Origin of the sequence: Levilactobacillus brevis ATCC 14869 = DSM 20054 (assembly GCF_001433855.1) — a bacterium.
Taxonomy (GTDB): Bacteria; Bacillota; Bacilli; order Lactobacillales; family Lactobacillaceae; genus Levilactobacillus; species Levilactobacillus brevis.
Genome location: NZ_AZCP01000003.1, coordinates 134,930 through 155,724, shown reverse-complemented (window position 1 = coordinate 155,724; position 20,795 = coordinate 134,930). Strand labels below are relative to the sequence as shown.

At 47.5% G+C, this 20,795-nt stretch carries 16 protein-coding genes; 7 read left to right on the top strand and 9 right to left on the bottom strand.

The features are described from left to right. Nucleotides 1-2 precede the first annotated feature (2 nt). Entirely contained in the window at nucleotides 3-1,145 is a 1,143-nt protein-coding gene (locus FC61_RS06515; protein WP_021741695.1) for an ArgE/DapE family deacylase, read from the top strand. Between the two features lie 102 nt (nucleotides 1,146-1,247). Here FC61_RS06515 and FC61_RS06510 read toward each other — a convergent pair whose 3' ends face one another. The 3 genes from FC61_RS06510 to FC61_RS06500 form a co-directional block, all read right to left on the bottom strand. Continuing rightward, nucleotides 1,248-2,261, bottom strand: coding sequence for a polysaccharide deacetylase family protein (locus FC61_RS06510; protein WP_021741694.1), 1,014 nt, complete (start codon nucleotides 2,259-2,261; stop codon nucleotides 1,248-1,250). Between the two features lie 131 nt (nucleotides 2,262-2,392). Further along, on the bottom strand, nucleotides 2,393-2,767 hold the full coding sequence (locus tag FC61_RS06505) for a hypothetical protein (RefSeq protein ID WP_015474580.1): 375 nt from the start codon (nucleotides 2,765-2,767) through the stop codon (nucleotides 2,393-2,395). A 67-nt stretch (nucleotides 2,768-2,834) separates the two neighbouring features. Next, nucleotides 2,835-3,434 carry an SDR family oxidoreductase gene (locus tag FC61_RS06500; RefSeq protein WP_021741693.1) on the bottom strand — a complete coding sequence of 200 codons (600 nt, stop codon included), beginning with the start codon at nucleotides 3,432-3,434 and terminating at the stop codon, nucleotides 2,835-2,837. A 141-nt stretch (nucleotides 3,435-3,575) separates the two neighbouring features. Between FC61_RS06500 and FC61_RS06495 the strand changes: the two genes are divergently transcribed. Both FC61_RS06495 and FC61_RS06490 read left to right on the top strand, forming a co-directional pair. Then, the gene (locus FC61_RS06495) at nucleotides 3,576-4,559 is read left to right on the top strand and encodes an aldo/keto reductase (protein ID WP_035464502.1); all 984 of its coding nucleotides are present in this window, start codon (nucleotides 3,576-3,578) and stop codon (nucleotides 4,557-4,559) included. A 280-nt stretch (nucleotides 4,560-4,839) separates the two neighbouring features. Further along, the gene (locus tag FC61_RS06490; RefSeq protein WP_021741691.1) at nucleotides 4,840-6,150 is read left to right on the top strand and encodes an NCS2 family permease; all 1,311 of its coding nucleotides are present in this window, start codon (nucleotides 4,840-4,842) and stop codon (nucleotides 6,148-6,150) included. Nucleotides 6,151-6,478: 328 nt separating this feature from the next. Here the strand turns inward: FC61_RS06490 and FC61_RS06485 are convergent, their stop codons facing one another. Next, entirely contained in the window at nucleotides 6,479-7,009 is a 531-nt protein-coding gene (locus tag FC61_RS06485; RefSeq protein WP_021741690.1) for a MarR family winged helix-turn-helix transcriptional regulator, read from the bottom strand. A gap of 145 nt (nucleotides 7,010-7,154) precedes the next feature. On the opposite strand from FC61_RS06485, the gene FC61_RS06480 reads away from it, so the two are divergent. Together FC61_RS06480 and FC61_RS06475 are read left to right on the top strand one after the other, a co-directional pair. After that, complete coding sequence (locus FC61_RS06480) at nucleotides 7,155-8,129, top strand: daunorubicin resistance protein DrrA family ABC transporter ATP-binding protein (protein ID WP_021741689.1); 975 nt, start codon at nucleotides 7,155-7,157, stop codon at nucleotides 8,127-8,129. Next, on the top strand, nucleotides 8,104-8,880 hold the full coding sequence (locus tag FC61_RS06475; RefSeq protein WP_021741688.1) for an ABC transporter permease: 777 nt from the start codon (nucleotides 8,104-8,106) through the stop codon (nucleotides 8,878-8,880). Before FC61_RS06480 ends, FC61_RS06475 begins: the two co-directional genes overlap by 26 nt. A 157-nt stretch (nucleotides 8,881-9,037) precedes the next feature. On the opposite strand, the gene FC61_RS06470 is transcribed toward FC61_RS06475, so the two are convergent. Next, nucleotides 9,038-9,952, bottom strand: coding sequence for a prenyltransferase (locus FC61_RS06470; RefSeq protein ID WP_021741687.1), 915 nt, complete (start codon nucleotides 9,950-9,952; stop codon nucleotides 9,038-9,040). A 101-nt stretch (nucleotides 9,953-10,053) separates the two neighbouring features. Then, nucleotides 10,054-13,170 carry a YfhO family protein gene (locus tag FC61_RS06465; protein WP_021741686.1) on the bottom strand — a complete coding sequence of 1,039 codons (3,117 nt, stop codon included), beginning with the start codon at nucleotides 13,168-13,170 and terminating at the stop codon, nucleotides 10,054-10,056. Nucleotides 13,171-13,430: 260 nt separating this feature from the next. Between FC61_RS06465 and FC61_RS06460 the strand changes: the two genes are divergently transcribed. Both FC61_RS06460 and FC61_RS06455 read left to right on the top strand, forming a co-directional pair. Further along, nucleotides 13,431-13,952 carry a QueT transporter family protein gene (locus FC61_RS06460; RefSeq protein ID WP_011668945.1) on the top strand — a complete coding sequence of 174 codons (522 nt, stop codon included), beginning with the start codon at nucleotides 13,431-13,433 and terminating at the stop codon, nucleotides 13,950-13,952. A gap of 572 nt (nucleotides 13,953-14,524) precedes the next feature. After that, entirely contained in the window at nucleotides 14,525-15,151 is a 627-nt protein-coding gene (locus FC61_RS06455) for a hypothetical protein (protein WP_021741684.1), read from the top strand. A 644-nt stretch (nucleotides 15,152-15,795) separates the two neighbouring features. On the opposite strand, the gene FC61_RS06450 is transcribed toward FC61_RS06455, so the two are convergent. The 3 genes from FC61_RS06450 to FC61_RS06440 all read right to left on the bottom strand — a co-directional run bounded on the left by FC61_RS06450 (nucleotide 15,796) and on the right by FC61_RS06440 (nucleotide 20,782). Beyond that, entirely contained in the window at nucleotides 15,796-16,446 is a 651-nt protein-coding gene (locus tag FC61_RS06450) for a hypothetical protein (protein WP_035464500.1), read from the bottom strand. A gap of 156 nt (nucleotides 16,447-16,602) precedes the next feature. After that, entirely contained in the window at nucleotides 16,603-18,423 is a 1,821-nt protein-coding gene (locus tag FC61_RS06445) for a DUF2207 domain-containing protein (RefSeq protein ID WP_042516696.1), read from the bottom strand. Nucleotides 18,424-19,159: 736 nt separating this feature from the next. Beyond that, a complete protein-coding gene (locus FC61_RS06440) occupies nucleotides 19,160-20,782 on the bottom strand; it encodes a glycoside hydrolase family 43 protein (RefSeq protein ID WP_021742954.1) in 1,623 nt (540 codons plus the stop codon). Nucleotides 20,783-20,795: the final 13 nt, after the last annotated feature.

Below are 20,795 nucleotides of genomic sequence, written 5' to 3'. Positions count from 1 at the left end.
CTATGGAAGATAGCGAACAGATTCAGATCTTACAACACTTAATTAGTATTAACTCAGTCAATGATCATGAGGCTGACGTGGCCGCCTACATTCAACAACTCTTTGCCGACCATGGCATTACCTCACAGATTATCCCCTATGCAGATGGTCGCGCCAATATCATCGCTGAAATCGGCGATGCCACCAGCGATCAAGTCTTTGCCTTAGCCGGGCACTTAGATACGGTTGCCACGGGCGATGTTGCTGACTGGAAATTTGATCCATTCTCAGCTCACATTGTCGACAATCAACTCTACGGTCGCGGTGCCGCCGACATGAAGAGCGGACTGGCCGCGATGGTGATTACCTTAATCAATTTGGCTGACCAACAAACGCCCTTAACTGGACGCTTACGGTTTATTGGGACTGTCGGCGAAGAAAATGGCGCCATGGGGTCACGAATGTTAACCGAAAAGGGCGTGGCAGATGATCTCACTGCCATGGTCATTGGCGAACCCACCGGTGGTAATCTGGTCTATGCGCACAATGGTTCTTTGAACTATCACGTCTACTCTCGCGGTGTCGGCGCCCACAGTTCCATGCCTGAAAAGGGAATCAACGCCATTACGAACCTCATCAAATACGTCACCGCAGAGGCAACTGCCTTTGACGACGCGCCCGTCAGTCCAGAACTTGGGCCACTGGTCCACAGCGTGACGGTCTTTAATGGTGGCGAACAAGTCAACAGTATTCCCGCTAAGGCGGAGCTGCAAGGAAATATTCGCCCTATTCCCGAATTCGATAATACTGCCGTCATTCACCGCCTCCATGAAACGGTGGATCGGTTAAATCAAGAACCGGGCGTCGATTTAGCCTTGCACGTAGATTACAGCTTTAAACCCATTATTAGTACCAAGGATTCGCCACTGGTGCAAACGACCAAGGCCATTGCCGACCAAGAATTCGGTCACGCAATCGACTTACAAGTCATTCACGGGGCAACCGACGCTTCAGAATTTACCAAATCCAGTCATGACTTCCCGGTCATCGTCTACGGCGCTGGTAAATGGGATGCCGCCCACGCCTTGAATGAATCCGTCGATCTGGATGAATTCCGTCATGTTCAACACGTTTATCAGCGACTCGTTGAAAAATTTCTTAGCTAATCTCCCGATTTTCTAGAGAACGCGCTACCTTCGCACGGATAGTCTAACGACAAAAACCGTCAGCACCCACCAAAGTGGATGCTGACGATTTTTTATAATGCCTTATTTACCAACGGTCCGGTAATCATGGGCGCCAAAGTATTGTAACCCTGGCAATGCTTGACTGTTCAGAAGTTGACTGACCGTCACCAGCTTGTACCCTTTGGCCTGTAATCGTTTGATAATCGTTGGCGCTGCGGCTACGGATTGGGCGTGGATATCATGCATTAAAATAATATCGCCGCCATGGGTGTCGTGCATAACTTCATTAATGTCCTTGGTACTATTGAGGTAAGCCCAATCCCGAGAATCGACTGACCAACGGATAATTGGCTGTTCAATCGCTCGGCCCTCTGCCGCCGTGATATTACCGTACGGTGGTCGTACGTATTGCGGTAACGTTCCGGTGGCTTGGTAGATTGCCCGATTGGTTCGGGTTACTTGACTCACTGTTTGTGCGGTCCCAATACTGTTAAAGTTGGGATGATTCCACGAATGATTGCCAATTTCATTGCCGCCTGCCAAGACCGCTCGCGAGATCTTCGGATAGCGACTGACACTCTGACCAACTTCAAAGAACGTCGCATGCGCGTGGTATTTCTTCAACGTCTTCAGTAACCGTGGTGTCAGGGTTGGATCTGGCCCATCGTCAAACGTTAAGGCCACTAATTTACTGGTCTTAATGGTACTGGTTCGGTTGGCCTTAGGCAGATAGCGATTCAACACCTTACCCTTGAGTTGCGCATACGGAATGGTAATCTGCTTAACCTTAAAACTATTCTTCAATAGGTTCATGCGTAACCCACTCTTGGTTAACGTCGCCGTTTTTGTCATATGCGTTGGCAATTTTACCTGATAGACCGCTGCTACCCGACTACTTTTTGCCTTAGTGGTTGTTAAAATTTCCTGGCGAGCTGCCTGCCGAATTGCGGCTAGTCGGTGCGTATTCTTGTTCGTTAACTGACCGAATGTCACCGTCTTATTGGTACTCTTAGCTTGCCCCGTCACCGGCACACTCCCAACGCCTAGTGCAACGGTCGCCACTAGGACGCCGAGAACTTTTCCAATCTTAATCATGTTGATAACCCCCTCTTAAAATCATGCCCCTGAAACTATCTTAATTTTATCAGGTTTAGGGCCAAACACAGGTGTGAACGCTCACTAAATTTTCGATAATAAAAAAGCACCTAACCGTCGTTAAGTGCTTCCTAGTCATCGGTGCTTTCCGGTGGATTAACTGTTTGATGATTTTCTTTCAAAACCTCATTGGTGTAGCGTTCCAGATCCGCCAACACCTCCGCATTATCACCCTGTTGGGCCGCCATGTTTTCAGCGACCGCCCACCGGGCCAAGGTATCCGTAATCGGCACAATATCTTGGATAATCACCATGTCAGAATCATCTTGATGTTGTTCTTGAATCGCACGAAAACTATCAATATCCGTGATTAACCGCAAGACTTTGCCAGATTCCCGCTCGACAGATTGAAAAATAACGAAGTGGGCGCGTTGATTGGCCTCGTCCATGCGTTCGCGAATTGCCTGTAGTTGTTGTTCGTCTATTTGTAATGCCAATGCCTTCACCCCACTAGGTTTATTCTAACAAACTATCGCGCCAAACACGCCATAATTTGGTAAGTCTCTTAAATTTTTAGCAAATCGCCAACGATTGGTAGTCGGCGCCACCCGCTTGTAACAATGAGACGGCCACCTGTGCGACTGTTTCACGTGAAACAGTTCCCGCTGGAACCGCGGCGCCTTCCTTAATAATTTGTGGGTCGCGCCGTGGTGAGTCGGCCAACGTTACGGGCCGCAAAATCGTATATGGAAATTCTGCCTCATCCACTAGTTTAGCGGCATATCGCTGTTGCTTTAGGTATTCGGCCACGTTGGTGATTCCCGGATAAACTAAATCGCCTGTCACTTCCTGATCGACCCCAGCCGTACTCAGCATCACGAAACGTTGAAAGGTTAATCGCTGGTGATATTGGGCATCGAAGAGTGCTTCAAACGCCAGATCAACGTCCATCCCCGTGAGTGCTGAAAAGATGATTGGTTGGTCCTGCAAGGCCGCCGTATAAGTAGCTTCCTGCGTCAAATCACCGGTCAACTCCGTCACTTGGGTGGCTAAGTCGCTGGGTAACGTTTCCTTGCCATCGTGTAAGAGGCGAACCGTTGCTGACTCGGTCGCCAGTTGACGGGCTACCAATTGACCCACCCGATTGGCCCCAATAATTAAATAAGTTGTCATGTGTCTCGCTCCTTTTCCTTGCTTTAGTGTACCAGAAACCGTGCGACCATGGTACTCACTCAGGGGATTTTTAATTCTAGTAAAATTCGGTATAATGGAGCTGTATTTGAATCCGGTTTCAACATTATAGGAGGGTCCAGCATGACACATGAATTGGTAACAATCGGTAAGACTGACGTTCGCACGACACCACTCGGTCTCGGAACCAACGCGGTTGGCGGCTATAACCTCTTCCCAAATTTAAAGGATGATGATGGCCTTAACTTGGTTAAAGCTGGCTTGAATCATGGCATTCAGCTACTTGATACGGCCTTTGTCTATGGTCTCGGTCATTCCGAGGAACTCGTTGGTCAAGCCATGCACGACTTCGATCGGCACAGCTTTACTTTGGCAACCAAAGGGGCTCAAGACTTCTCAAGTGGCGAACAGGTCATTAACAATGATCCCGCGTTCTTGACGGCCCAGGTTGACGCCAGTTTAAAACGTTTGAATACCGACTACTTAGATATTTACTACATTCATTTCCCTGACAAACAAACACCCAAGGCAGAAGCCGTGGGCGCCTTACAACGACTGCGCGAACAAGGTAAGATTCGGGCGATTGGTCTTTCCAACTTTAGCTTGGCACAAGTCAAAGAGGCCAATGCTGATGGTTATGTAGATGTCGTTGAGGACGAATTTAGTCTCCTCCATCGCGACCACGAGACTGATTTGATGCCGTATCTGGCCGATCATCAGATTAGCTTTGTCCCCTACTTCCCCTTGGCTTCGGGCTTACTGACGGGTAAATACGACCAATCAGTTCAGTTCCCGGCCGACGACATTCGCAGTCAAATCAGTGATTTCCAAGAACCGCGTTACAGTCAAGCCTTAACCGCCATCGACCAGGTCCGGCCGATTGCCCAAGCGCATCAAGCTACCGTCGCCCAAACGATTCTGGCCTGGTACATGCAAAACCCACTCGTCAGCATGGTGATCCCGGGTGCTAAACGCGCCGCACAGGTCGAAGCTAACGCGCAGGCCTTGGAGGTCACCTTAACGGCTGCGGAATATCAAACGATTGATACCGCCTTTGCGGGTTTCAAAGCGACTGCTAACGGTAAATCACTCGCCGATCCAGACTAGCTTAACTTTTCTATCAGCAGATGAAACGAACGATCACTAGCCGACGCAAGCTCATTAGATGCTTGGTCGGCTATTTTTGATTTATCAGTAAGTTGGATGGGTTGACGGGTTGAATTGGTATTTTCCGAACATTCATTTTATAAATAAAACTGTAATTCGCAATTGCAAATATTTTTTAAAAATGATAGACTCTAATAGTGATATTTATTGATGTAAACACGAACGATTATCATTAATGTTCGGATTTAACCAAATTAATTGCTAAGGGAGCACTTATTCAATGCAAAGAATTGCCAACTTTTTCCATTTTGAAGAACTCGGTACCAACTATAAAACCGAAATACTAGCGGGGCTAACCACTTTCGTCTCCATGGCTTACATCCTATTCGTTAACCCCCAAGTCTTAGGGGCTTCCGGCATCAGCCAAGGGGCCGTCTTCACGGCGACTGCCTTTGCCTCCGCCTTCGGGTGCATGTTGATGGGGATTCTGGCCAACTATCCGATTGCCATCTCTGCCAGTCTAGGGATTAACGCCTTCTTCGCTTACTCCGTCGTTATTGGAATGAAGGTGCCTTGGCAAACGGCGCTGGCCGGCGTTTTCGTGGCCTCGATCCTCTTCATGATTCTAACGGCTTTCAAGCTGCGGGAAAAGGTCGTTGACGCAATTCCCCGCGACCTCAAGATGGCCATCAGCGCCGGAATCGGCCTGTTCATCGCCTTCATTGGTTTGAGCCAAGGCGGCTTAGTCGCCGCTGACAAATCAACGATTGTGAGCCTGGGTTCCTTACAGGTTGGCAGTACGTGGCTCACCATTTTCGGGCTACTGGTAACGGTCCTGTTGATGAGTGCTCGGGTACCCGGCGCCATCTTCATTGGGATGGTCGCCAACTCGATTTTAGGTCTCGTTACGGGTCTGATTCCCATGCCTAGTCATATCATTGCTGCAGTTCCTAGCATCAGCTCGACTTTCATGGTGGGGTTGACGCACGTCGGCAGTATTAATTCCTTACAAATGATCGTGGTCGTTTTGACCTTCTTATTAGTCACTTTCTTTGATACTACGGGGACTTTGGTCGGCTTAGCTGAACAAGCTGGCTTGGTTAAAAATAACAAGCTCCCCCGGATTGGCAAAGCCTTGATGGCTGATTCTAGTACGATGGTCGTGGGGTCCTTACTGGGAACTTCTCCAATGGGCGCCTTCGTGGAATCCTCCGCAGGGATTGCCGTGGGTGGTCGAACTGGTTTCACCGCCATCGTCACTGGGATACTCTTCATCTTTGGCGCGTTCTTCTCTCCATTGTTGGCAGTTGTGACGGATCAAGTCACCGCCCCCGCTTTGATTATCGTTGGGGTGCTAATGGCTCAATCCCTAAAGAACATTCATTGGGAAAAATTCGAAGTGGCTGCTCCGGCCTTTCTGATTGTGCTGGGAATGCCTTTAACCTACAGCATCTCCGATGGGATCGCACTAGGTTTCATCACCTATCCTTTGACCATGTTGGCTGCTAAGCGTGGTAAGGAAGTCGGTGCTATGATGTACGGGCTGGCGGTTGTCTTCGTCTTGTTCTTGTGGATTTTAAATGCCGCTTAATTAAAAATAATCTCGACACTACAAACCACCGCACAATTGTTAGGCCAAATGGCTGATGATTGTGCGGTGGTTTTTGGGTCTGATTACCTATCAGATAAGTTGTGGTGGTTCTTTGCTTGTGACAATGCTACTTCCGCTAATACTTATTTATGGAAGTAGCGGAAACACCCCCACACCTGTGGGGAATACACTAAAGAAAACCTATTATACCGGCATTCTCATTTTAGCAATGCCACGATTTTCATCACTTTGCTTCTGAGTGCAGGTCGTCATGGTTGCCTAACAAATAAACCAGCCCGCATAAATATCGCCGAAACTGACACCAACCCTACCGATCTTCGCCTGAATGTAATTGCGATAACATGCGATTCATAATGACCTGATGGAACTTGTTGAACCAGGTTGGGTTAGCGGCGTTAACTTCTTCATACATATGCTGATTAATCTTATCTAAAATATGCGAGAGTTGATCCAACTCCGTATCATCTAAAATCGTTAAGAATGGCGGGATTTGTTGCACATTTTTCGTTGTTTCCTTGCGCCCAGCATCCGTGATACTCACCACGGTAACTCGCTGGTCCGTAGGAGATTTCATTCGTGTCACGAATCCCTTTTTTTCCAATTTCCGAACGAATTCCGCGGTTGACTGCGCCGTCAAATTTAAGCGCTCCGCCAATTCTTTTTGTGCCAAATGATCCTCTTGCATCAACGCCAATAAAATCTTTCCTTGCCCTTGGAAAATCATTTGTCGTTCAGGGTGGTCGTCATCGCGATCCGCAATGTCATCGGCGACATGCCGCAACATCCCAAATTCAATTAACTTACTCGCTGTCGTCTCTTGCTTAAATAAATCGCTCATCTCGAAAACCTCCTTGTCTCATTATACCCCAAATCAAAAAGATAAGGGGACCTGAATAAAAAGGTTGACAAATTAATCAGGGGACCTTATTATAATTTTGTCAGGTCACCTGATTAATTTTATGACACATGAGAGAAGGTATTTTATGCAACCATCTACAGCTATCACGGTAAGCCATTTAACTAAAACCTTCGGCGCCAAAACCGTCGTTGATGATCTATCGTTTGCGGTCAAATCCGGTGAAGTATTTGGCCTTTTAGGTCCCAACGGCGCAGGGAAAACTACCACCTTGCGCATGATGACCACGCTGCTTAAGGCCACGAGTGGAACTGTCACGATCTTTGGTCATGATGTTCGCCAAGAAAGTCGGCTAGCCCGCGCCATGTTTGGTCTAACCGGGCAATATGCTTCCATCGATGAAGATATTTCCGCTCGCGAAAACTTAATGATTTTTTCTCGGCTCAATGGGTTGTCCCGAACGGCCGCTAAACAACGAACGACGGAACTTCTTGAAGAGTTTTCACTGACAGCGTCTGCTGACAAAGCGCTCAGCGATTTCTCCGGTGGCATGCGGCGCCGTTTAGATCTTGCCGTGAGTCTGATTACGCGACCAGGATTGATTTTTCTGGACGAACCCACAACTGGACTTGATCCCCGAACCCGATCGCAGATGTGGACAACCATCCGCCAGTTAGTGGCCCACGGCTCTACCATCGTATTGACCACCCAATACTTAGACGAAGCAGACGCACTGGCCGATCGAATTGCCGTCATCGACCATGGCAAGCTCATCAAACTTGGAACGCCGACCGCGCTCAAGCAGCAAATTGGCGGCGCCACCTTGACCTTATCTCTCGCCAAGGCAACCCAAGGTTCCCTTGCCCAACGCCTATTGGCTCAGGCACTCCATGCACAACCGACCTTGCACGGTGCCCAACTCACTGCACATTTGAAAAACCCCAACCAAATCACTGACTTACTTGTGCAACTCCAGGCAGCCGATATCTCACTGGCTAATATTGCCGTACAAGAACCCTCCCTAGATGATGTTTTCTTTGCACTCACAACCGGAAAAATTAAGAACGAGGTGCCCGATGGAAATTCAAACACAACATGGTAACTTAATTGGCAACACACTAACGATGGCTTACCGGAACTTACTTAAAACGCTCCATAACCCTGACCGCTTTATGGATGTCATCATTCAACCTGTGATGTTCATGCTCCTCTTCGGCTACCTCTTCGGTGGGGCAATCGCTGGCGGGGTGCAAGCCTATCTACCCACCATTGTCCCCGGAATTCTGATTCAAACTCTCCTGTCGGCTGCGTCAGGATCTGGCGCCCAGATTCGCGAGGACTTGGACTCCGGGGTCTTTGATCGCTTTAAGTCATTACCCATGGCCCATATTGCCCCCCTGGCTGGGCAACTATTCGCAGATGTTCTCCGCTTATTGGTTGCCACTGTGGTTTCTCTACTGACCGGCTACGCAATGGGCTGGCGACCAACTGTAGGTTTTGGGTGGATCATTGTCATTGCCGCTTTGGCCATCTTCATTGGCTGGGCCATCTCATGGGTCTTTGCGCTCTTTGGCCTGCTAGCCAAAAGCTCATCAATGGTTCAAAGCGTCTCAATGATGGTTATGATGCTCCTATCCTTTCTTTCTAACGCCTTTATCCCCCTGAAAACCTTACCTCATTTTATGCGCGTGATTGCCGATGCCAATCCCATCACCTATGTGATCACCGCAATCCGCCAGATCCTCGCTCAGGGAGCCTGGAACAATAATGCTTGGATTGTGCTTATTTTTGGCATTGGCATCGTGGTCCTATTCGCGCCGTTGACGGTCTGGGCCTATAACCATAATAACTAATCCGTATCACCCATGGCGCCACTATCCTTAATAAGTCCTATTTAGACTTAATTAAGACAAAATAACCCGGGAAATAGCGATGGTAATCACTGTCATTTCCCGGGTTATTTTATTAGTGTCTATTTTGCTATTAGCTGATCATCTTTAATGACTCACTTTACAGCCACGTTCCCAACGCAAACAATACGGGATAGGCAATGAAGAACAGAGAGGCACTCTTAACCATCGCCATAAATGTCTTACGCTTGTCCTGAATGGCAAAGAACGGGCGCATCCCCCGCCACATCACTGGCAGTAAAATAACCACCAACGCCGTAACAAGTGGTGCTAACCCCAACCCTACGTTTACCAGTGTCCACAAGGTGCCAATCACTAGGAAGAGTTGGATCAATCGCACCGATCGGCGTTTACCTAGATAGACCGCCAACGTGTAGCGGTGATTGGCAATGTCTTCTTCGCGGTCCGATGTATCATTAGCCAGTTGTACCGTGAAGAAGATCAACGTTAACGGCATGCACAGTAGGAACGTGGTACCGACGATTGACCAGGACAACGGTTGTTGCCCATAAATCGACACGTACACACAGGTTAACTGAATCCAAAAGGCGATTGCCAATGCCACCACGGCCGCTGAAACGGGCGTTGCGTTGATGGGATGCGGTCCGGCCGTATAGAAGATTCCAATCAAGTACCCCACCACACCAAAGACGGCAACCGGCCAGCCCGTCCGCATGACTAAGACAATCCCCGGTATCGCAGCGACGGCATATAACACCCACGCCAACCAAAAAACACCCTTAGCTGGCAAATGCAATCGACCAATTGGATTAGTCTTTTGCGCGTAGTCTTCACGATCATGCGCGTGTAAATAATCGTAGTAATTATCCGCCACGTTGACGGCCAAATCGAAGATAAAGACTACCGCTAGACATAGTCCAACATTGATCCAATCCACGGTATGTACGTGATACTGCGCAATCGCAGCACCTAAAATAAACCACATAACATTTAATGGTGCTGTATAAATTTCGGTCAGTTCATAAAAGACTGACCAGTTTAGCCATTTTGGCATTAACTTGTCCTCCCCAAAATCTGGTTACCACTCCTTTCTAGTGTAGCAAAAGTGTCATAAAAAAGCGGGACCCACGACCTGGTCCCGCCAAAAATCATTGATTAAGCATCAGATTTTGATTTAGCTGCGTGCGTTTTCGCCTGAGGATGTCGCCAATGCCACCAACCCATTTCACCTAACCAGACCACTAACCCGACTATTGTTAGGATCAGACCACCGATTAGCCCCGGCGTCCGGTAAGTCAAGCGAATCCGGTGTGTGCCCGCCGCCAAACGGGCCCCAACAAAGCCCTCATTAACCACCGTCGTTGCCGTGGGCCGACCATCCACCGTCAGCCGCCAGCCACTCGAGTACGGAATGGATGTCGTCATAACACTGGCTTGTGGCGTCGTTAGCTCACCCGTTACCGAGTTATCTCGTATCTGGGCATGCTGCAACCCCCGTCGCTGAACAGCGTGGACCTGTTGGTCATAGCTCGCGCCAAACGGTACCGCGATGAGCTTAGCTGATTTAATATTGAGTTGCTTAGTGGCGTTAAAGGTCACGTCAATTGTCTTGCGTAACTGCTGCGAGTAACCCAAGTTCAATAATACTTGATGCTTGGGTTCATAATCTGACAGATTGTCTAAACCAAACTGGGAGAAGGTCTTGGTCGCATTCCGCGTCTTAGCCGTCACCCAGTAATCGCCCAAATCCGGGTTGCTAATCGCCGTCCGCCAAGCGTTCAACTTGGTTAAATTTGACCGCGGGGTATTTCCCAAAACGCTAGTATTATCCGCTGTTTGGAGTTGATCTTTGGTTGTCAGTTGCTGTGAACTAATGCCGTCCAATTCTAAATACAACTCTGTCCCCTGAGCTTGCTGCGGGTGCTTAAGCGTTACCGTATATTTAATCGGTTGTCCTTGCGCATCGCTAGTTAACTGATGCAGGCCTGTCTGATTGGTTTGAGTGGTCCGTTGAATAATCTGTTGATTATGGGTTAACACCCGTTGCAGTGCTGCTTGATTCCGGGATAACTGTACCATGGGGCCGTACTGCTGAACCTCCTGCTTACTTAACAGGCCATTTTTATCAACCGTTAACTGAGGCGTCTGAATTGTGGTGCCATAGGTCGCTAGCTGCTTGTCATTGAGGCCCGTCTTTTGCCCAGCTGCGGCTTGCTTTAACCGGTACTGAATGACCTTGTTTGTGCTATCAATTACCGGAATCGTATCTGGCGTTACCGTATAAGCCAGCGTGCGTTTGGGCGATTGATAGTGCGCCGCTTTCACGCCAGCGACTGGCTGGGACGTCACAGCAGCTTGCGTTAGACTCCGCTCCCGGTCAACCAAGCTTAACCGGTGCCATGCCTTGATCGTTAGTACTTGGGGTTGCGTATAAACCAGTGGAAACGCCAAGTTCGTGGTTAACACCTGTGTGCCAACACCATTTGATAACCCGTACACGGGCTGTTCTGGATAGATCTTTTTAGCCGCCTGATACCCATACGGCAGCGCCGCGTGATTAGTCACCTGATCGGTCCGCGCGAATAAATACTTGACCCCCAATAATTGCGTCAGGGTCGTTCGGCCATCGGCTTGGCCCATCGGCGCATTCATCGCATACTCAGCATTACCCAAGTCGCGGCTAAATTGGCCAACATAGCCATTTTGAACGGAAAAATAGGACATAATCCCATGCAGACCGTGAGACATCGTCATGTTATTCCCCACCGTCCGGAACAAATTATAGTTGCGCGTTGCACTTACCCGCGAAAACGCGTGATCCGATTGGACCGCCGACTGCGCGCCATCAAAATAATCTTGAATGTAGCGTGTGGCATCACTAGCGCGTAGCTGTTGCGTCGCTTGATTGCTCAGGTTGGGATCGTAATAGCCCCAAGCGTTATTGATCAGATTTAGCCCGATTAAAATACCGACCCCACCGAACGTCCAGCGGCGCGGTAAGGCCACCACAACCAGTAGCGTCGTGGTCAACAATAACCCATACGTCAGTAAATCACGCGCCGGATTGCTGAAGGTAAAGCCGTTGCTCAGGTAAATGACGACTAATAGGCCAAGGCTACTCCCCAACAGCCACCAGCGGTCAGGCAACGATAACGCCGTCAGGTGATCCATGAGTGTCATTAACGCCAGACCAAAGGGAACGGCTGCTAGCAGAATCCAGCGGTTAGATGGCGTCGATAAGACGTTAAAGAACGCGGCCACGGCAGGAAAGAGGAGCCCGACAATCACCGCAAGAAGCGTGATGGCCAGCCACCGATGTTGCCGCCAGTGCACCAGCGTATAGACACACCCTAAGAAACCAAATCCGGTGATCCCCAACACTGCCCAGTAATTAAGGGTGTTGCCCGTCGTTAAAATGGTATTGCTGAGTGTTAGATAATAATTAAGCGGATATAACCAGAGGCCATTCGCAAAAATGGACACCGTCCGAGTGGATTTCAGCATCATCAAAAGTGATGGCAGTAACAACACCCCTGAAATCAGTAGTCCCGTAACAGCAGCGGCCAAAAAACGGGCCGTGGCGACTAGCCAGCTAACCGCTAACTGACCGCGCTCACGGCAACTAAAGTAGCGAATGATGGCATAAATTAGGCTACCCAGCCCTAGTATGTAAGCAAAGTAGAAGTTACTCAAAATAGTGATCCCGGTCACAGCGGCCAAGAATCCCCACCCTTTTCCCTGTAGGATTCGGTCGACGCCAACAAAAAGTAGGGGTAACCAGATCATAGGCAAAAGGAAGAAGGGATGATGAACCCCCACCATCAAAGAATACCCGGTAAAGGCATACGTGACTGCGCCGACCAATTGACTACCGGGTTTAAAGGCGTAGCGTTTTGCCAGGACTAGAAAAGCTAGACCAGCCGCGTAAAGCCGTAGAACGATAGCCCACCCATAACCAACCTCTAATAGGCGCGTCGGAAGTAACGCCAGGGCATACGCAAACGGATCACCTAACACATAGTAGGCTAGCGTGGTTAATTTGTCGGCTCCTAAGCCAAAGGTCCAAGACCACCCTGTAACCCCCGCTAGGCCGGACTTCATTAACAGCTGATGAAACTCGCGAATCAATGGGTAATGTTGCGTGATGCCATCCATGTTCCAGATTAAGGTCCGATTAGCCACCCCAAATATTCCGAAGCTAATGGCCGCGATCACCGCAAACGCTAGGGAATACATAACCCAAAGCGGCCAGCGGTGGTGTGCGATTCTCATGATAAGTGCCTCCCCCAATAATGACTATCTAGTATGGTATAACGATTCAACGGTGGCCGTTAGTTAGCGATAAGGCTAGCCACCACCGACATGCAGAAGTTATTCCTAATTTACACAAGCAATACCCCCGGTGTCAATGCTTCACGGTAGACAATACCCGATTGTAATGTTTCCCGTGGAACATTTTGCTAAAATCCCGGTTTTGCGGTACGCTTACTAAGGTTTAAAAACTGAATAATTAGCAAAGGAAGGAATTTCTCGTGAATTCTAAGAAACGTGTTTCGGGAGTCAGCGACACCCGCAGTATGGTGCTCGCGGCTCTCATAGCTGCACTCTACGTCGTGCTAACGACGGTCTTGTCAGCCCTGAGCTTTGGTCCCTTTCAGATCCGTCTGTCGGAAATGTTTAATCACTTGGTGGTCTTCAACAAGCGCTACATTGCCGCGGTCACACTGGGGGTTTTCATTGCCAATATTATTGCCTCACCATTTGGCTTTTTGGATATTGCCACTGGGACCATTCAAACGCTGCTGGCATTACTGGTCATGTATTGGCTCAGTAAATTCGTCCACAATCGCATCGCCCAAATGGCCATTAATACGGTGGTCGCGGTCTTCTTCATGTGTATGATTGCCTGGGAGATTGCTATTGTTTCCAAGACTGCCTTTTGGCCAACATTCTGGGCCAACTGGTTATCCATCGGTTGGGGAGAACTGGTCAGCATGATCTTTGGGGGCGTTGTGATTTATCTGTTGAGTTTGAAGATTGATTTTACAAAATAATGGATTAGTGGTCTAGTGTGGCAACTTTTGCTAACGCTAGACTTTTTGTATCGTTTGGTATGTCGTACTGGTGCTTGGCTGATTACGACTTTTTTGATCTATTAGTATGTAAATTACGTCCCCAGAGCATTGATTCATTAGCTTACTGACCGTCGACTTCGATTGCTTACTACTATGAATGAATTTTTGTAAAAAGTTCCAAATCACTATAGTGATACCTACCAGCAAACACTTCAAAATATATCAATGACTTCAATTTTAAGCATTCTCAGGACCTCACTTTCAAAAGTAATTCCGAGTCCTCAGGTCTACGGATAAATATGTAGAAACAGAAGTTAGTCAATATAAGGACTCTCTATGTGTCGGAATTGCGATACATCATTCAGCAAGCTCCAGCAACCCAAACAATTACACGGTAGCAAACTACATGCACACGGCGTCAAAAGAAAGGCTGATTTTTGAAACTAGTCTTTCTTTTTGGCTACATTTGACTTAGCTAATTTATTTTTCAAGTGGTATAGTGAAGCTAATATAATAGTTAAATAACGTGTGTTAATCGAGGAGATTCTAACATGAAAACTAAAGGTAAGCTTGCCTTATTATTTGTGGCTAGTTTCGTTGGTTTAATTAATACTAGTGTTGCTAGTGCCAGTTACTTTAACACCTACAAAAACAACGGCACAAGAACAATACATAAAATTTACTCAAGTAAGAAAAAGTATATCTTAAACAAGACGCTTACTATGGATACAAAGTATAAGCTGAAAATCAGAAATATTTACATTTATCAAGTGCCCAAGAGTCGCTCAAATTATAAAACGTGGATGAAAGTAACCGGAATGGCATACAATAATAGTAAACAAGGCTCCTTCAGATTTGGTGCAGTTAATAATATCGGATTAACTAATAACAGCTTAGCCGGATTAGCAGATACAGCAACACCATTTTATTTCTCATTTTCAACAAGTAAAAGTCCCAAAATGCTGAGCACAATAGTTGGGAAGGCTGCAAATACAAATACCTTCCACTACTTAGGCGCCAATCATTCAGAAAATTTTGAGCTACTCTTCCACTCTAAATCATCAGTAAAAAAGATTGGGAAGGCCAATTTTTTCATTGGAACATTCTTTAATAACACACCCTCTCAGGGTGGCATTGGAGAGTTTAGAAGAGGCCAGATAGCTATCAATTTTAAGTAAATTCATATTTAGCAAAAGCCATCAGTACATCTGGTGGCTTTTTTAATCCTACAAATGAAGCTGTCACACTACAAGTCTCGACGAGATAAACCTTTCTGACCATTAAATTCACTTATGTACATCCTCCAACTAGGTTTCAGTATTCATGCTTGGTTATATTATCACTCACATGATTTTCCCAATTACATATTTATTTCAATTACTTTCCGAATTAACCCAATAGTACCAACGTAATAACCCTAAGCTTAGAGACTAAGTTTTCTCAATTTTAGAGACTATCGATACCACATAGATAAACTTGTCTCAATATTTTAGATAGGATACAACTCGATACCTACAATTTCATCCTATATTCGCCAGACTACTACCGCCTTTAATTTGTTTAAACATAAAATATGCTCTTTTAGATTTGCTTACCAAACAAACTCAAAAGAATAGGTCAACGAGAGAGACTGACGATAATTTAAATTTCTTAGTTGATATTTTAGAATTGCGTTACATTAAAAACGTGTTAAATAAACATGAGAATTTTTATCCGGACAATATGTCATAGATTAGAATTAAAAAAGGATTGAGAATTCACGAAGAATTCTCAATCCTTTTTTGTTTGCATAAATTTTTCTGAGCTTCAAAATTACGTGAACCTACTTCTGAATCAGGAAAATCAAGCCCTTACCCGGTTCAGTTCCCTCTTCAAAGCTATCTGATCCCAGAGCGGCGCCTCCAACTGACCAACCCTGATAAGAACTTCTCGTATTTTGGTCGTAACCGACCTTAACGAGCACTTGTTCAATAGCCTTTTCACTAGTTGGATCCTTGCTAAAGAAATTAATAAACTTCAACTTACTAAGTTTCTCATACTTAGGCAAAACCCATCTCTCAAGATCCGTTTGATTCATTGAAGATGAACTTGATTTACCATTGTTACTCGTCGCTACCGACTTCAAATACCCTCGCCAAATCCAACCTTTTAACGCTCCATCCACACTCTTCACATGATAATAAATGGCATTATGTCCTTTATATTTCTTATACAACTTCTCATGCGCATCCGTATACCAAGTAATGATTTGCGTCACATCGTTATTACTATAACGAATCCCTAAATGTTTGGAATGGTGCGCGCCTTGCGTTGCTGTACACGCATGGCGCCTCATATTAGTCCGCCACACCAGCCGAACTGAATTAGACCGTTTGGCTGAGTATTGACTATTAGCCGATGCCGCGACATTGGCTAATCCGAAAATCCCCACGCTGACTCCTAGAACTGTCGCTAATTGCATCATCTTTTTCATGTGAATTTCTCCCACTATTAGCAAACCTAGCACTTAAAAGTTGCCCATAATAGGTACTGGTCACTATCTAATTGACGACGCATTCATATTATCGGCTCTACACCAAAAGACCCGGCAGCCACATCCCCTGGCCACCCGGTCTTCTCTCCAAACTATTTAAAAGGCTCCGCCACCGGAACCGCCACCAAAGCCACCCGAACTACCGCCGGAGAATCCGCCGGAACCGCCCGATGGTGAACTAAAGTTAGCCGACGTATCAATTGCTCCCGCAATACTTGTTTGGACCATGTCGCCCAACGACAAATTGAACGCGCCCGGATAGTAAAGGGGATAAGCGACCAAAGCCCCGGCCACGACATCCTTCCCAAAGTCGATCGCCAGTTTGTCAGCCACCTGTTTGGCGAGGCCAAATGCTGCGGCATACGGCAATATTTGCTCCCATAATATGAGGTCACCAATCTTAGCTGTATTGAAATGACCAATGTCCTTCAGCATCCGCCGGAAGCCGCCAATCTCATTTCTCAAGACCAACCCTTCCGCCGTATTGCGATCAATTTGCCGCCGCTGACGCGAGATATAGGTCCAACTACCAAACAAAACAACTAGTCCTAGACCGGCGCTTATTTTAAAGACCAACGGGTCGACCAACGCCGACACACCGATCCAAGCGGCAATTACAAGCGTGAGTCCCCATGCAATTCCTAGCAAGCGTTGGCGGATGGCGATATTGTCACCATCTTGGTAGACCTCTGCTGCTTCATCAACCTGATCTTGCCACTCCTTAAACCAGTGGCTGACTCGACTCCCTTTATCTTTTTTCGCAAATTGTTTTAAATCACGCAACGTAAAGCTATCCAGGGAGCCTAATCGTTCAAATGCCCGTTGGAGAAAAATGTTGGTCACCGTACCCGTTTTAGTCAAACGCACGGTATCATGTTTCTTTTCTCGAACCGGTTCTAACTTAATCTCATGCCGACTGGCTGCCATCATCAACTCACCACTTAATGCATCCGTGTCTGGCGAACGAAAATTCAGTAATGCCACAGCCACGGCCGGTGCCACGCCTGGGACATCAAAAAAGTGGTCGACTGGAATCGGATGTGGGTACCGATTAGCCGGGTGATGTCGCATCCAATGGTAGCTTCCCGCTAACAAGGCCACTAGGCCCACCGTCAATGCCACGTACCCCCCTACGACTAGCCAGCGTTGTTGCTGGCGCTTAGCATTGGCGTCTGCCGCTAATTTCGCTTCTTGCTTTTGCGCGGCTGCTCGCCGTTTTTGTGTGCGAGTATTGGGATTAGCCGCCGTTACCTGCGTTGGAAACAGCAGATGACTTTCCACAAACGTATTGGCCGAATTTTCCGGTATTGTCATCACCACACGTCCCGTTTTCGACTGAACTGCCGTGTGTCCAGTCAATGGGCCATGCGTCCACGCCTGCAACTGCTTAACCGGCTGAGTCGGCAGTTGAATGGTCAGGCGGACATTATGTAACGGCTCATCCCAACCTGCACCAATTAATTTCCAATTCAATTCCGCCGTATCCGCATAATTCGTCACGACCCCGGTCAAATGAAAGCGGTAAGTAACCTGTAAGCGATCACCCGCGGACACCGCCCGATAAACTTTAACCTTTAGCCGTTGGTTACTTTGGCTGACCTGATACCGACTGTCGCCGCTATCAACAGCTCTTGCCGGCCGCATTCCTCCATCATTCAAGCGCGTGCTAACACCGGTCAGTCGTCCCCCCTCAATGCCGCGTAAATCTTGCACGTTATAGACGCCGTGATAATCATCATCAAAGTGATAGGTCATGGTCTCCGTCACATTGGCATTCCCCCGGCGTGTCACGTCCACGTTCATTCGAAACGGTTTAATCGTGTAGCTCGCTGCCGCACTTGTCGTGGTCACTTGCAATCCACCAACCAACGCCAGGATTAAACCCAATAGCCACCAAACTCCCTGTCGGTACCGCATAAGCACCCCTCCTCCAATCCTATTAGGTTTAGTGTAGCATACCCACGAAAGACGACCAACGATTACCGATAAGAAACCATTGTGTCCCCTAACCAAGTCACTACTAACGCGATTACTGACCCCTTCAGTTGCAATTTAACAAGGACTCCATTAACATAATACTCACAGAGGAAGCTCTGTGGTATTTGCGCTCTAACCAATCCGCAAATGATAATAGCCGTCTTCGCGTTTCAACGTCGCGAGGGCGGCTTTTTTAGTCATCAGTACGCTTGATACCCCTTGTTAGATGCCATACTCCCCCTATTTATTGCATTTAACCTTCCCGGTTGCCCATTAGTTTTCTATTAGTATTGGGAAGCTAACACAGCAGATTGTTTATTCACCGTCCAATCTGACCACAAAAAAAAGGGCTCACAGCAATGCCTGCAAGTCCTCCAGATATAAGCTTATTCTGTTAATCAGGCTAACCCTATCCAACCGAAAACGGCCTCAATCCGGATAGGTACCCACTAACCTGATCAGTTCACTCATCATACACCCCAACATTAGTTGCGTCAGCAAATGTGCTCACGGAAAAATTACTTACCGTGTCATGCTCGCACGTACTTGGTTTCCACTTGAAAGCACAGCGCAAAAAGGCAGGAAGAAAATCCTCAAAGTCCGAGAATTTTCTTCCTGCCTTTAGTGGAGCTAAATTATGGCACCAAACCCCATAGATTAACTTACTCGTTGCGCTTTAATCTGGCAACTCCTGATAATCAAAGTAATCAAAGGTGGCAACGCGCTTGTAACCAGCATAGTCAGCGGCCATCAAGCCCACGAACGCCCCCGTGAAGAAGCCGCCGTAGTTTTGCAAGACGTAGTCATCTGATAAGATTGCAGCATCCAGCTCAACCGGTACCGTTTCCCAGTCTTGACCATCAAATGAGTATTCGTACGTATAGGATTGCTTACGAACCTTCGTTCTGAACCAAACGTAGTCCGTCCCATCAGGAATCTTAATCGCATCATCTTTCAAATACGACGTGTAATTATTGTTGTCATTTTGGGCAACTTCAATGACGTGGCCCTTCTTTTCATCCCACGTGATGAAAATCCAAGAATAGTGCTTGTCATTGTAGATGTTGGCTAACCCTGCCATCTGCTGATACGTGAATGGGTCAAACTTGACCTTAGTCTCTGCATCAAAGTTGAAGGCTTGCCAGCGCCGTGCGATCAGGGAAACATCAAAGTTACTGGACATTGTTTGTTGTCCAATCAGCTTCAACTCGCCGTTACCCACGGACCCCATTTGGGCAGTAAAGGGTTGCCGCAACGTATTCCAGTTCAGGTCTAACGTTGGTTGGTCAAAGTCATCGTGTTGTGAATGATCCTTAGGCGCCGTCGTTTCGATAGCATCCTTAGGGGCATCGACTTCAACTTGCCCGCCGTGACCACCAACGACACGAGGCCAACCAGCGTCATCCCATTCAACCTTTTGGATCGACGTTTCCCGCCCCAGCGTGCTCCAACCACGAGGATCGTGGCTGGATTCATTGGCGTGGTTCCATGGCCGCGAGACCAAAGACGCGTAGTACCACTCACCACTTGGTGTACTGGCTAACGCCCCGTGGCCCTGCTTTTGCAAGTAAAAGTCAGGAGTGTCCATATTGGTAATGAATGGGCCATCTGGTTCACTTTCAAAGGACAATTCATCCAGTGTCTTAGAACGAGCGACGACTTCTTGGTGAGTAAATACGGTCCCACCCTCAGCAGCAAACAGGTAGTAATACCCATTGATCTGGTACAAATGTGGGCCTTCAACTAATTTCACATCGGTTCCATTGTAGATGTTGCGCGCCGTTTCTGGCTTCAACTGCATGGTAGCCGTATCAAATTCCGTCAAGGTAATCCCATTGAATGGGTGGTGGTATTCACGGTGATCCCAGGTTTGTTGAACTAAATATTTACGCCCATTTTCATCATGGAAGAGTGAGGCATCAAAACCAACGCCGTTCACCGCAATGGGATCAGTCCACGGACCACGAATATCCGTGGCGGTGGTCAGGTAGTTGGTCATGTCTTTGAACGGTCCTTCGGTAATCTTGACGTCGGTGTAGATCAGCCAAAATTTACCATCAGCATAGCTCAAATCAGGGGCCCAGATTCCACCAGATGCGGGGTTACCCTTCATATCAAGTAAAGTCGTCGTGGACAGTGGTGATGGCAATAAATTCCAGTGAACCAGGTCCTTAGATTCATGTAACCGCACACCAGGGAACCATTCAAAGGTTGAATTGGCAATATAGTACGTATCGCCCACCCGAATCATACTTGGGTCGGCGTTAAAGCCGGGTAAAACTGGATTTTGAATCTTCATGAGAGAATCTTCC